Annotated in this window: 9 protein-coding genes; 5 read left to right on the top strand and 4 right to left on the bottom strand. The window is 63.3% G+C overall.

Going from position 1 to position 13,809, the window contains the following annotated elements; translation table 11 throughout:
- Positions 1 to 7: 7 nt before the first annotated feature.
- Both DSM100688_RS11050 and DSM100688_RS11055 read right to left on the bottom strand, forming a co-directional pair.
- On the bottom strand, positions 8 to 541 hold the full coding sequence (locus DSM100688_RS11050) for an FHA domain-containing protein FhaB/FipA (RefSeq protein WP_152359151.1): 534 nt from the start codon (positions 539 to 541) through the stop codon (positions 8 to 10).
- Between the two features lie 18 nt (positions 542 to 559).
- Positions 560 to 1,261, bottom strand: coding sequence for an FhaA domain-containing protein (locus tag DSM100688_RS11055; RefSeq protein WP_152359152.1), 702 nt, complete (start codon positions 1,259 to 1,261; stop codon positions 560 to 562).
- Between the two features lie 550 nt (positions 1,262 to 1,811).
- On the opposite strand from DSM100688_RS11055, the gene DSM100688_RS11060 reads away from it, so the two are divergent.
- The 5 genes from DSM100688_RS11060 to ilvA all read left to right on the top strand — a co-directional run bounded on the left by DSM100688_RS11060 (position 1,812) and on the right by ilvA (position 12,437).
- Positions 1,812 to 4,277, top strand: coding sequence for a prolyl oligopeptidase family serine peptidase (locus DSM100688_RS11060; RefSeq protein ID WP_152359153.1), 2,466 nt, complete (start codon positions 1,812 to 1,814; stop codon positions 4,275 to 4,277).
- Positions 4,278 to 4,501: 224 nt separating this feature from the next.
- A complete protein-coding gene (locus DSM100688_RS11065; protein ID WP_152359160.1) occupies positions 4,502 to 7,291 on the top strand; it encodes a YhgE/Pip domain-containing protein in 2,790 nt (929 codons plus the stop codon).
- Positions 7,288 to 9,642, top strand: a complete 2,355-nt coding sequence (locus DSM100688_RS11070) for a YhgE/Pip domain-containing protein (protein WP_152359154.1) — start codon at positions 7,288 to 7,290, stop codon at positions 9,640 to 9,642. Before DSM100688_RS11065 ends, DSM100688_RS11070 begins: the two co-directional genes overlap by 4 nt.
- Positions 9,643 to 9,927: 285 nt before the next feature.
- Positions 9,928 to 10,989 (top strand): alpha/beta fold hydrolase, encoded by a 1,062-nt coding sequence (locus tag DSM100688_RS11075; RefSeq protein WP_152359155.1) that lies wholly within the window; start codon positions 9,928 to 9,930, stop codon positions 10,987 to 10,989.
- A 182-nt stretch (positions 10,990 to 11,171) separates the two neighbouring features.
- Positions 11,172 to 12,437, top strand: a complete 1,266-nt coding sequence (gene ilvA / locus DSM100688_RS11080) for a threonine ammonia-lyase (RefSeq protein WP_152359156.1) — start codon at positions 11,172 to 11,174, stop codon at positions 12,435 to 12,437.
- Positions 12,438 to 12,589: 152 nt separating this feature from the next.
- On the opposite strand, the gene DSM100688_RS11085 is transcribed toward ilvA, so the two are convergent.
- Complete coding sequence (locus DSM100688_RS11085) at positions 12,590 to 13,345, bottom strand: SIR2 family NAD-dependent protein deacylase (protein WP_152359157.1); 756 nt, start codon at positions 13,343 to 13,345, stop codon at positions 12,590 to 12,592.
- A gap of 282 nt (positions 13,346 to 13,627) precedes the next feature.
- Positions 13,628 to 13,809, bottom strand: a 182-nt coding sequence (locus tag DSM100688_RS11965; protein ID WP_205730653.1) for a hypothetical protein, incomplete at its 5' end; no start/stop codon positions are given.

Raw genomic sequence — 13,809 nt, forward strand, 5'->3', positions numbered from 1 at the left:
CCGACGATCACCTCAATTCGAAGGTGGTAGCGCCGATACGCACCGGGACGCGGGCGGAAAGAATGGTGGGATTGGTGATCTTCTGACCGTTGACGACCGTGCCGTTCGTGGAATGCAGGTCTTCGATGGCCCAGGCGCCGGTGGCGGGGTCCTGATAGACGCGGGCGTGATGCGAGGAGACGAATTCGTCGTCCAGCACCACGGTGTTCGTTGCGGAACGGCCCAGCGAGATCGAGTCGCCGGTCAGCGGCACCGATGCGCCGGCCAGCGGGCCGTCGATGATGACCAGCAGGGTCAGATCGTTGCCTGATTCGGGCATTTCGCTCGTAGGCGTGCGCACCGGCACCGCCGACGACGTGGCGACCGGCGCGGGTGCCTGCACGGCCTTGCGCGCGAGACGCTCCTTCTTCCGGTGGGTGCGTGATGCGCGCGGGCTGTACGCTTCCATGTCCTTGTGCAGCGAACGCATGGCAAGCCATACGAACACCCACAGCAAGGCGAGGAATCCGTACTTAAGGATCGCGAAGGTGAGTTCAGTCATGAAGCAGCCTCCCTCGCGTTACTCCTGATCCTGCGAGGAGGCCCAGTAGAGGATGCGTGTGCGGCCGATGGTGATCGTGTTGCCGTCGAGCAGCGTGGCGATCGGTACCTGATGGCCTTCGATGTACATGTGGTTCGTGGAGCCGAGATCGCGCGCGATCACGCCGTTCGGGGTGATGTCGATCTCCATGTGTCGGCGCGAGATGCCCGGGTCGTCGATGATGATGTCGCAGCCGGAGCCGCGGCCGATCACCGTCTTCTCCTTGGTGAGCAGGTACTGGTTGCCGTTGATCTCGAGCATCGGGTCGGACTGCGACTGCTCGTCGGTGGTGACCGGAACGGCGTTGCCCTGCACGGATTCGGAACTCAGGTTGAAGTTGCCCTTGGTGAGGTCGAGATCTTCCTCGAAGATCACCACGACCGGGCCGACGAACGCGTAGTGCTGGCTCTTGGCGTACTGGGTGAGGTTGTCGGCCAGTTCGTTGGCCAGGGTTTCGGAGCCCCACTGTTCGATGCGGTCGAAATCGGGGGTGCTCAGCTTGAAACGGTATTCGTTCGGAGCCACGGTGCGATCGCGGCCCACCGGCATCGCTTCGGCGTCGATTTCGCGCTCGAGAGCGCTGGAAAGGTCGACGGGCTGCAGGTCCTTGGACCCGAACTTGGCGAACACGCCATTGACCGCGCCTTCTACACTTTTCTCAAAACGGTCGAGAACGCTCATGGTGATCCCTTTCTAATATCTTCCCCCATCCTACGCGGCAGTGGGGAATTCAGCCAAAATTCACCGTGAAACGCGGCCCATCATCGCATAATTTCCACGTCAGGTGGCAGCTCCTCGCACTTCAAGTGGCGTCTCCTTGCACCCTCAGGTGGTGTCTCCTTGCACCGTGGCCGTGTTGCGGTGCCATTCCCATCCTCGCGGCCTTCTCTCCTTCAACGGACATACAGCCGATTTATAGGGCGGAATCGGCTGTATGTCCGTTGAAGGGGAAAGGAAACAGTGCAAAGAACGATCCCAATCCCCACGTCCGTCTTCCTCTCTCCGTCTTCTCCCTTCTCTCCTCTTCTTTTCTCTCTCCTCTTCTTTTCTCTCTTCTCTTTCCTTTCTTTCTTCTCCCGTTCCCTTTTCCCCTCCTTACGTTTTTCTTTCTTTTTCTAACGGACATACAGCCGATGAAGTGGGGTAAATCGGCTGGTTGTCCGTGAGGGATGGAGTACATACGGTGGGCACGTTACCATCGCGTGCCATTGACCGCAGTACAGTCATAGCCATGACTGAAACGACATCGATGCAGACACTGATCAACCAATTCCCGCGTTTGCGTGCGCGTACGCTGCGCTTCGGCTGCGGCGCGCCGCGTTCCGCGCGGGTGATCGGCGACGGCAGCCGCGCCCTGTTCCTGCGCTCCGACGGTTCCGAAGACCTGGTGACCGCACTGTGGATGAGCGTGGTCGGCACGGACGCCGACGGCAATGAGACGCACCGCGAAGTGCTGCTCGCCGACCCGCGCGACCTGCTGGCCGACGCGGACAGCGAGGACGTGCCGGCCGAGGAGAAGGCCCGCCGCGAACGTGCCCGCGAAGGCGGCTCGGGCATCGTCTCGTACTCCGTCGACTCCGCAGGCCGTCGCGTTGTGTTCACGATCAACGGTCGTCTGTTCCTCACCGAAATCAACGCCGACGCCGACGGCAACCCCGCCGCCCGCACGCGTCAGCTCGCTCCCGCCCAACTCGACACCGACGACCAGTGGATCTATGGCCCGGTGCTCAACCCGCGCATCAGCCCGGACGGCAATCACGTGCTGTACACGACCGGCGAACATCTCATCATCATCGACATCGCCGACTGGGACGAGGCACAGGCCGCGGCCGATCGGCCGGCCGGCGAACTGGCCGACGGTGTGTTCGTCGCCGCGGACGATGCCGAGGCCGCGCTGCTGGAAGGTACGATCGCAGCGGCGGATGGCGAGCCGGTGGTCGGCGACCGGATCGGCTCGATCTGGGGCGTTGATGACAGTGATGACGACACAGCCGAACACACGTGGAAGATCGGCCTCGCCGAATTCGTCGCCGGCGAGGAGATGGACCGCTATGACGGCTTCTGGTGGGGTCCCGATTCGCGGCACATCCTCTTCGAATCGTTCGACATGTCGCCCGAGCCGATGTGGTACATCAGTGACCCGGCGCACCCCGACCATCCCGCGGACGGCCGCCACTATCCGCGCGCGCTGACCCGCAATGCCGACACCTATCTCACCGTCGCCACGCTGTCGTTCGACGATGACGGCCACTACCACGGCGTCTCCGGCGCGTCGGTCAGCTGGGACCGCACGACGTACGAATACATCGCCGCCGTCAGCTGGTCCAAGGGCCGCAATCCGCTCGTGCTCGTGCAGGACCGTTGCCAGCGCAACGATCAGGTGTTGTCCGTCACCGTGGACGGTGACGACGCGGGCGTGACGCGCGTGCTCGCAACGCATCATAACGACCAGTGGATCGATCTGGTGCCCGGCACGCCCGCGTACACGCCGGACGGCCGTCTGCTGTGCTCGCTCAACGACATGAGCACGGACACGAACCGACTCACGGTCGACGGCGACGCGTTCACGCCGGCCGGCTGGCAGGTGCGTGGCGTGCTCGACGTGACCGATCATGACGTGCTCGCGCTCGTGCAGCGCACGCCGGAGAACGCGCCCACGGTGCCGGCCGAGTGGGCCGCTGCGGCGGCCGACGAACGGCACTTCGGCGACCATGACGCGCGCAGCTTCGACGTGGTGAGCATCGCCTACGACGGCACGATCACGCCGGTCACCGATGCGCCGGGTTCGTGGACCGCATCGCGCGGCGGCAACGGCATCGTCGTGTCCGGACGCGACATGACGCACGCCAAGTCGCGGATGCTGCACAACGGCCACGAGATCGCGAACCATGCGGCCGAACCGGGATTCGCGCCGAACCTCACGTTCACGCGGCTCGGCGAGCATCGGCTGTACACCGCGATCATCGCGCCGAGCGCCGAAAGTCCGTACGCGCATGCCGAGCAGCTGCCGGTGCTCATGAAGCCGTACGGCGGTCCTGGCTTCCAACAGGTCATCGCCAGCCAGGCGTTCTACTGGGAGGCGCAGTGGTGGGCCGATCAGGGCTTCCTCGTGGTGACGGCCGACGGCCGCGGCACCACCGGCCGTGGCCCGAAGTGGGATCGTGAGATCTTCGAGAACATGAAGGACGTGACGCTGGCCGATCAGGTTGAGGCCGTGCACGCGTTGCCGGATGCGATCGCCGCGCTGAACGCCGACGACGCGGCCATTCCCGCGCCGGATCTCGACAAGGTGTGCATGATCGGCTGGTCGTACGGCGGTTTCCTGTCGGCGCTGGCCGTGCTCGACGCGCCCGACGTGTTCAAGGCCGGCTGCGCGGGCGCCCCGCCGACCGACTGGACGCTGTACGACACGCACTACACCGAGCGCTATCTGGGACTGAACCCGGAGGTGTACGCGTACAACGGCATCGTGCAGGACGCGCCGAAGCTCGAACGCGCGCTCATGCTCATCCACGGGTTCGCCGACGACAACGTCACCATCGCGCACAGCCTGCGTCTGAGCCAGGCGCTCATGGCCGCCGGCCGTCCGCACACCTACCTGCCGCTGACGGGCATCACCCACATGACCAACGACGAGACGGTGGCCGAGAACCTGCTCACCCTCCAGCGCGACTTCCTGCGCAACGCCCTCGCCTGATCGCCGCCCCCTCTCGCGTGGCAGGAATCGCTCGTTGAGCCGCGGCTCAACGAGCGATTCCTGCCACGCGAGAGGGATGCTAGACAGATCGGTGCCGGATATCGCATTCGTGTTCGCGCATATCGCAATACGTCCCGCGCGCCCCGCATATCCCCGAGACTGGGCACCGCCGCGGCATATAGTGGGATTGACATAACCAGCCGTGGCGTGAAAAGAGGATGAGCGTGCGCACGATTTGGAGGATCTTCACCCGCGACTTCATGCGCATCGTCCGCAATCCCGTCGCACTCGTGGTCACGCTCGGCGTGGCCATCATCCCCTCGCTGTACGCATGGTTCAACATCCTCGCCAACTGGGATCCGTACTCGGCCACCGGCAATCTGCAGGTCGCCGTCGCCAACGACGACGCCGGCGCATCCAACGACCTCGTCGGCACGCTCAACGCCGGCAAGCAGGTTGTCACGCAACTCAAGAAGAACCATTCCCTCGGCTGGCGCTTCGTCAGCGAGGAGCAGGCCATCCAAGGCGTGCAGTCCGGCGAATACTATGCGGCGATCGTCCTGCCGAAGGACTTCAGCGAGAACCTCGTCGGCGCGGTCACCGGCTCGAAGAACAAGCCGCAGATCAAGTACTACGTCAACGAAAAGAAGAACGCGATCGCCCCGAAGATCACCGACACCGGCGCGACCACGATCGACTCGCAGATCAACGAGACGTTCGTCTCCACCGTCGCCGAAACGGTCGCAAAGACGATCACCGAAGCCGGCAACACGATCGGCGACGCGGCGAACGATATGCAGGACGACACGATCGGCGACCTCGACGCCGTACTCGCCGATCTCGACGACGTGCAACGGTCGCTGACCGGCCTGCAGTCGACGATCGACCAGTCGACGGGCACGATCGACAGCGCGAAACAGAATGTCAAGGATCTCAAATCCACCATCGCCGCCGCGCGCCTCGCGTCCGGCAACGCAAGCACCCTGCTGACCCAGGCGCAGACCGGCACGCAGGACTTCTCCACGCAGCTCGTTGGCAAACTCGACGACGGCTCCGCGCAGCTGTCGAACCTCGCCGTCACCGCGAACCAGGCCGCCGGCACGATCACCGGCACATTCAATCAGGCACAGAACTCCGTCGACACCGTCACCGACGCGATCACCAAGCCACTCGACAGCATCGCCGGCACGGTCGACGACCTCAAGTCCGCGCTCACCGGCGCCGGCCTACCCGAAGACACCACCGACCCGATCGGCCAGCGCATCTGGAAACAGATCAACGCCATCGACAAGGCCGTCACCCAACAACAGGAACAGATCAGCACGTTCCACAAGGACACCACGCAGTTCATCGCCAGCGGCAAGGACGCGACCGGCAACCTCTCCGGCGCACTCACCGACACCGCGACCGGCGGCATCACCACGCTCAACACCGCGCGCGGCACCCTCACCGGCACGATCATGCCGAACATCACCGCATCACTGAGCAGTTTCTCCGCGCTCAACGCCACCCTGACCGGCACGCTCACCTCGCTCGACTCCACGCTCGACCAGACCGGCGGCCTGCTCGACCAGCTCGCCACCACGCTCGCGCAGACCAAGAAAACGCTTGGTACCACGAAGACCTCGCTCGCACAGGTCTCCGCCGACATCACCACCGTGCGCACCGACATCGCCGCGCTCGACAGCTCCGCCGCATACCAGAAGATCCGCGACGCGCTCAACCTCGACAGCAAGGGCTTCGGCGAGTTCATGGGTGCGCCGGTCTCGCTGCACACGAACGTCGTGTACCCGGTCGACAACTACGGCTCGTCGGTCACGCCGTTCTACACGAACCTTGCGCTGTGGGTGGGCGGTTTCGTGCTCATCGCGATCTACAAGCTCGAGGTCGACCGCGAGTCGCTGCGGCATGTGACTGCCACGCAGGCGTATCTCGGCCGTTGGCTGCTGCTCGTGACGGTCGGGTTTATGCAGTCGATCATCGCGTGCGTCGGCGACCTCGTGCTCGGCATCCAGTGCGAGCATCCGCTGTTGTTCGTTCTTGCGGGCGTGTTCTGCTCGTTCGTGTACATCAATATCATCTACGCGCTGGCCGTCGCGTTCCGACACATCGGCAAGGCCGTCGCGGTCATCCTCGTCATCATGCAGATCCCGGGCGCGTCCGGCCTGTATCCGATCGAACTCATGCCCGACTTCTTCCGCGAACTGCATCCGTGGCTGCCTTTCACGTACGGCATCAACGCGATGCGCGGACCGATCGCGGGCATGTACGCCAACCATTACTGGCTCGACATGCTGCACCTCGCGTACTATCTGCCGGCTGCGCTGTTCGTCGGACTGGTGGTGCGCCGGTACGCGATGAACCTCAACGCGCTGTTCGACCGTCGCCTCGGCGACACTGACCTGATGATCACCGAACACAATTCGATGGTCAATGAACGCGTGAGCCTGACGCGCGTGTTCCGCGCGGTGTCCGACAGCGCGGACATGCGTGCGGTCATCAAGCGGCGTGCGCACCGGTTCTTTGCGATGTATCCGCGCATGATCGTCGCTGGTCTGGCGTTGTTGACCGTGTTGCCGGTGATTTTCCTCGTGCTGCTGTTCGTGCTGCCAGCGAAGATTCCGATGCTGACGGCGTGGATTGTCTCGATCATCGTGATCGATGCTTATCTGATCGTGGTCGAGTACACGCGCGAAAGTTACGCGCGCCAGCTCGGTGTGAGCGCGATGAACGCGGACGAGTTCCGCGACGTGATGCTCAACGGATACGTGTGGCGGCGGCCCGGCGGCCGGCATGAGGGTCGGCATGCGGCCGGCGGTGCCGGTACTGCCGCCGTCGCGTCCGGATGGCACTGGCATGACGGTCACCACGATCATGGCGAACGGCCGCGCGTGGTCGATGCTGATCCCGACATCAACGAAATCACGCAGGAGCTGCCGCTGTTCGGTACGCGGCACCGGGCCGCCATCGGCAACGATAACGACGGCGATCGGACGGAAGGAGACGCACGATGAGGAACATCTGGCGCATTTTCGTGCGCGATATCCGTCAGGCCACGCGCAACGTGATCGCGATCATCGTCGCAGTGGGACTGGTGATCGTGCCCGCGCTGTACGCGTGGTACAACATCGCCGCCAGCTGGGATCCGTACGGCAACACGAAGGCGCTGAAGGTCGCCGTCGCGAACGTCGACCAAGGTTACAAGTCCGATCTCATGCCGGTCACCATCAACGTGGGCGAAACCGTGACGAACGCACTGCGCGCCAACCACCAACTCGACTGGCAGTTCGTCGACAAGGACGAGGCCATCGACGGCGTGCATTCCGGTACCTACTACGCCGCGCTCGTCATTCCGAAGAGTTTCAGCGCCGACATGATGACCCTGTTCTCCGACAAGGTCAAGCACGCGACGCTCGAATACTATCTCAACGAGAAAATCAACCCGATCGCCCCGCACATCACCGATCAGGGCGCGTCCACGGTCGCCACAACCATCGACCAGACCTTCGCGAAAACGCTCGGCGAAGTCGCGATCAGCCTCGCCTCGAGCGTCGCCGACTACGCGCAAAGCCCCCAGATGACGCAGTATGTGACGAACGCAACTGAGCATCTGTCGTCGATGTCGTCCAAACTCACCAGCACGGCCGCGCAGATCGACGCGTATTCGTCGCTGCTCGGCGCCGCGAACGACATCATCTCGTCCACCGACAAGCTGCTCGGCTCGACCGGTTCGGGCGCGAGTGATACCAAGAAGGCCATCGCGCAGGCGAGCGACGGCGTCGGCAGCCTTGATGCAGCTCTGTCCGGCGCAACCAGTGGCGTTACAACCGCGCTTGACCAGGCCGACGCATCATATGCCACGATCGCCAAGCAGATCGATGCCGCGTTCGACGACGTAAACGAGCAATCCGGTCAGGTATCCTCCAAACTCACCGACCTCCAGACCAAGGTGCAGGAACAGGCCGACGGATTCGGCACCTACGCATCCGCATTGGAATCGCTCGCGCAATCCCTCGCCGACCAGACCGGCACGACGATCGGCGAACAGGCCGTGGCCGACGTGCAGGCCGCGCTCAACGCAGCCGCCGCGAAGGCCCGCGACGCGCAAGCCAAACTTTCCGACGCGGCCGCCACGCTCGGCGACGCGGCGAAGCAACTTAACACCGGCACCGCCGACGCGGCTGCCACCCGCACGCAGCTCAAAGCCAAAATCGCCGCGGCACGGCAGTCCGTCAGCGGACTCAACGATGCCTACGCCACCACGCTCAAGCCGCAACTCGACGCGCTCTCCTCATCCATGAGCGACGTGGCCACGCAAACCGGCACCGTGGTCGACGGGCTGAGTGCCACCATCAACGCCGTGTCCGGCCTGTCCGGCAGCATCTCCGGCAACATCAGCGACATGCGCACGGCCCTCGGCGACGCGTCGACCGCACTCACCAAGTCGGCGAAGAAACTCGACAACCTTGCGTCAACCATCACGTCCACCTTGTCGGGCGGCGTGCCGGACCTGTCGTCGCTCACCGACGATCCCGACACGCTCGCCACCGTGCTGAGCGCGCCGGTGAGCGTGAACCGCATCGCCGTGTACCCGATCGCGAACTACGGTTCCGCGATGACGCCGTTCTACACGGTGCTGTCCATCTGGGTCGGCGCGATCATCCTCGTCGCCATGCTCAAGGTGTCGATCTCCGACCATGAGAAGGCGAAGATCCTCGGGCTCGGCAACGAACTGCCGCTTGGCGAGACGATGGGCCTGCGCGAGGCGGTGATCGCCGGGCGTGCGGCCGGACCCGCCGCCGCGCTCGACGTGCTGCTCAAGCCGCGGCCTGAATCGCCGGGCAACGCGAGCCGGTTCGGGCTGAAACTGTATCAGGAGTATTTCGGTCGGTACATGATCTTCGGCCTGCTCGCGCTGCTGCAGGGCACGCTCGTATGCCTCGGCGACCTGTTGTATCTCGGCGTGCAATGCGACCATCCGCTGCAGTTCCTGCTCACCGGATGGCTGGCGGCGCTGGTGTTCTCGTCGTTGATGTACACGCTCACCGTCTCGTTCGGCGACATCGGCAAGGCGATCGCGGTGGTGCTGCTCGTCGTGCAGGTGGCCGGTACGGGTGGCACGTTCCCGCTCGAGACGTTGCCGCCGTTCTTCCAGATTTTGTCGCATTGGCTGCTGTTCCCGTACGCGGTGGACGCGATGCATGCGGCGATGGCCGGCTCGTATGGCATGGAGTATTGGGTGTCAATGGGCAAACTGGCGCTGTTCCTCGTGCCGGTGGTGCTGCTCGGGCTTGTGCTGCGCAAGCCGGTGATTCGCCTGAACGATTGGATCATCCGCAACCTCGAAAGCACCAAGGTGATGTGAGGCTTTGTGCGTGTGGCGGTTTTGCGTGAGTGCGTGCCGCTTTCTTCAAACTGAGAGGCAGTTATGCGGCACGGTACGGGTCTTTCTCCAAACTGAGAGGCAGCCTTCTTTGCCGTCTTGCCGTTATCGCACCCCCTAACGTGGATTTCCATAGCGTATGGAGGCGTCGTTCTCGAAACACCTGCCTCTCAGTTTGGAGAAAGACCGGTGCAGCATGAGAAAAACTGCCTCTCAGTTTGCGTTTTACCCAGTTTGACGCGTCGGCATATTGGGTAGCATGGTGGCATGAACGTGAACTTGATCGACGAGAACCGCTACGCCGACGAAATGCGCGAGAAGGTACTGCCGGCACTGGCGCAATGCCGCGCCGAAGGATGGATGACCCCGGCCGAATCCGACGGTTTGGCCGCGCTGCCCGGGCGATCCGCCGGCAAACTGCACTATGTCTGCTACGACGCCGCCAAATTCGACGCGCTGCGCGAGGATGGCGCCACGGGTCTGTTCCGCGGTGCGGTCGTCATCTCGCACGGCTTCACCGAGTTCGCTAAAAAATACTCCGAGCTCATCTGGTATTTCTTGCTGTCGGGCTACTCGGTCTGTCTCATGGAGCATCGCGGCCACGGCCATTCCGCGCGCGACGTGGACGACGACTGGCTGGTGTGGATCGACGACTGGCATCGCTATGTCGCCGACCTCGCCAAATTCGCCGGCACGATCGGCAAGCAGTACGCCGACGGCCAGCCGCTTAACCTGTTCTGCCACTCTATGGGCGGTGGTATTGGCGCGGCCGTGCTCGAACAGCATCCGACGCTGTTCGACAAGGCGGTGCTGTCATGTCCGATGATCGCCCCCGCCACCGGTGTTCCGAACTGGCTGGCCCGCGTGCTTGCCGAGGTGATGTGCGGTGTCGGCCTTGGGCGGCATGCCGTGTTCGGCCAAGGCCCGTTCACGCCGGAGTTCAAGCCCGAGGAGCATGTCGGCGCCTCGCAGCCGCGCGTGCGTTGGTTCCATGAATGCCGTTGCGAGGACGAGTGCTGCCAGACCAACGCGGCCGCCTTCGAATGGGTGCGTCAGGCGTTGCGGCTGTCGCATGCGGTGCTCAAGCCCGCCGCCTGTGAGAATATCGAGACGCCGATCCTGTTGTTCCAGGCTGGCCGTGACATCTGGGTGCTCAACGAGCCGCAGAACCGGTTCGTGACGAATGTGAAGAACGGCGGCGGTGACATCCGACTGGTTCGGTTCCCTGATTCGCTGCACGAGATCTTCAGTATGCCGAACGATACGCTGCATCCGTATCTGACGCAGATCCTTGCGTTCTACGAGTCGTCGGAGATCGCGTCGCTGTAGTCCGGCAGTCCGTTGCGGTTTGTTACCCTGTGATCCGATCGATCGTCTCGCGATCGTCGCATACGTTGCCGGTACGTGATAGTCGTGCATGCTGGCCATGCTCGTCGTCCGTGCCTGTCGTCCGTCCAATGAAACGGACACCCCGCCGCATGATGGCCGCGTACGCGCATACAATACGCACTATGGAACAAAAAGACGTCCTCAAAGCACTGCAGCGTGACCATGCGGCCGAACTCAAGCTCGCCGCCGAACGGTTGAAGGGGACCGCTCGTCACACCGAAATCATCCCCTCGCCGATCCTGTCCGAGATGACCGGCCACAAGATTCTCCTCAAGCCGGAGAACCTGCAGGTCACCGGTTCGTTCAAGATCCGCGGTGCATACAACAAGATCGCGTCGCTGTCCGACGAGGAGCTTGCCCGCGGCATCGTCACCGCGTCGGCCGGCAACCATGCTCAGGGCGTCGCTTATGCGGCCCGCGAACGCGGCGCGAAGGCGACGATCTGCATGCCGACGATCACCCCGCCGCTCAAGGTCGACGCCACCAAGGCGTACGGCGCCGACGTGGTGCTCTACGGCGACGTGTTTGACGAGGCCGCCGCGCACGCGCTCGAATTGAGCGAGCAACAGGGCATGATCTACGTGCCGCCGTTCGACGATTACGAGGTGATCTGCGGCCAAGGCACGATCGGTCTGGAGATCCTCGAAGATGTGCCGGACGTGACCGACGTGGTTGTACCGCTCGGCGGCGGCGGCCTTGGCGCGGGCGTGGCGTTGGCGATCAAGACGTTCAAGCCGGATGTGCGCGTGATCGGCGCGATTCCGGAGGGTTCGCCGGCGTGGAAGGATTCGCTGGCGGCCGGTCGCGTGACTCCGGCCGATCAGGTGGTCACCTCCGCCGAGGGTGTGGCCGTCAAGCACCCGGGCGATTTGCCGTTCGCGTTGCTCAACGAGTTCCTCGACGATATCGTGACCGTGACCGAGCGTGACATCAACGAGATGATCCTGCTCATGCTCGAAAAGCACAAGCTGGTGGTCGAGGCGGCGGGCGCGGTGTCGCTGGCCGCGCTCGAGCACCTGAACCTGCGTTCGCGCAAGTTCGCGTCCGCGCCGGGGCCGCATGTGGTGGTGCCGATCATGTCGGGCGGCAACATCGATACCGTCACGATCGGCGCGGTGATTCAGAAGGGCATGATCGCGCGCGGCCGCATCATGAACTTCGAGGTCGAGCTGCCGGATATCCCGGGTCAGCTGGTCAAGGTCGCCACGTTGCTTGCGCAGGAGCGTGCGAACGTGATCGCGCTGGATCACGACCAGTTCAAGGCGTCCGGCCACTACACGAACGCAGTATCGCTGAGCGTCACCGTCGAGACGAACGGCCCGGATCATATCGACCGCGTGCTCGCCGCGCTGCGCAACGCCGGCTTCCAGCCGAAGCGCATCTACTGACGTTTCGCGTCATTGTATAGGCTCCCCTCGCTGAGGGGAGCTGTCGGCGCAGCCGACTGAGGGGAGCGGCGCGATCAGCATCTGCTTCTACGCCGCTTTCTAGCACTGTGCGGTCAGCTCGTACCAACACCGACCGCACATGTCGCCCTGCGTTACCGTTCCGCCGCGATCGTCTCGTCCACGAGCTTCGGCAGCGCCACCGCGATGTCCTCACGGATCAGCCGCGTCGCCAGCCGGTCGTACTGCGTACGTCCCATGTTCATAATCGTGATCGGCACGCCGGCCTGCGCGGCCACCGGCACCAACGATGCCGCCGGGAACACTTCCAGTGTCGATCCGATCACCCAGAACTCGTCCGCTTCGGTGACGCGCTTCATCGACTTTTCCGTTGCGCCGTCCGGCAACTGTTCGCCGAAATACACGACGTCGGTTTTGATGAGCCCGTTGCAGGGCATGTTTCCGTTGTATGGCAGTGTGCGGTGACAGTGCGGGTCCGGCTCCTCATCCAGTTGCGCCATGATGTCGGCCGTGTCGTATTTCGCGTGGCACTTCATGCAGTGCGATGTGCCGATCGTGCCGTGCAGGTTCACGATCACATCCGGCGAATTGCCGGCCTTCTCGTGCAGCGCGTCGAAGTTCTGCGTGGCGAGCAGCGTGAGCAGTCCGGCCTGTTCCAGTTTGACGAGTGCCTTGTGTGCGGTGCCGGGCTGCGCGTTCCATACGGGCGATTCCTTCTGCCATCGCCACGAATACTCGCGCTCTTCCTTATTGGTGAGGAACGCGTCGATGTCGTAGACGCTCATTTGTTCGGGATGCTTGGTCCAGACGCCGTCCGGGCCGCGGAAGTCGGGGATGCCTGCGGACGTGGAGATGCCCGCGCCGGTTAGTACTGCGATTTTTTTCGTCATAACTATAGGTATACGCCGGTTGCGTTTCGGTTGGGGGATTGCGGTGTGCGCACGTGTGTGCATGTGTATTGATGATGAACGACCGTTGACTGGCGGCTGAAATGTCACGACACGCCGTCCGTGGGATGATTTGGGACATTGAAACGGTGATTTTGGGGTTTATGATGGCCGTATAAGGCACGAAAAGCCTATTTGCGACACGCCGAGAGAACCGTGTGTTTTCAACGGTTCTCGGCTTTGCTGCGCCCGCCGGTTTGCGTGGATGAGGGTGTGGGTGTAAGTTTATCTCTTGCTGCCGGTCAGCGAGTGGTTCTCTTCCTTGAGGATGCGAACTGATCGTGTGGTGGTGGTTTGAGAACTCAAGAGCGTGTTTGTACTACTTTTTAGAGTCAATGTTTTGATTGCCAGTCCGCTTGCCTCCTCTGGCCGTTTCGGCCGGGGGTTCTGCGAGAGCAGGTGATGGT

Source organism: Bifidobacterium ramosum (assembly GCF_009299505.1).
Lineage (GTDB): Bacteria > Actinomycetota > Actinomycetes > Actinomycetales > Bifidobacteriaceae > Bifidobacterium > Bifidobacterium ramosum.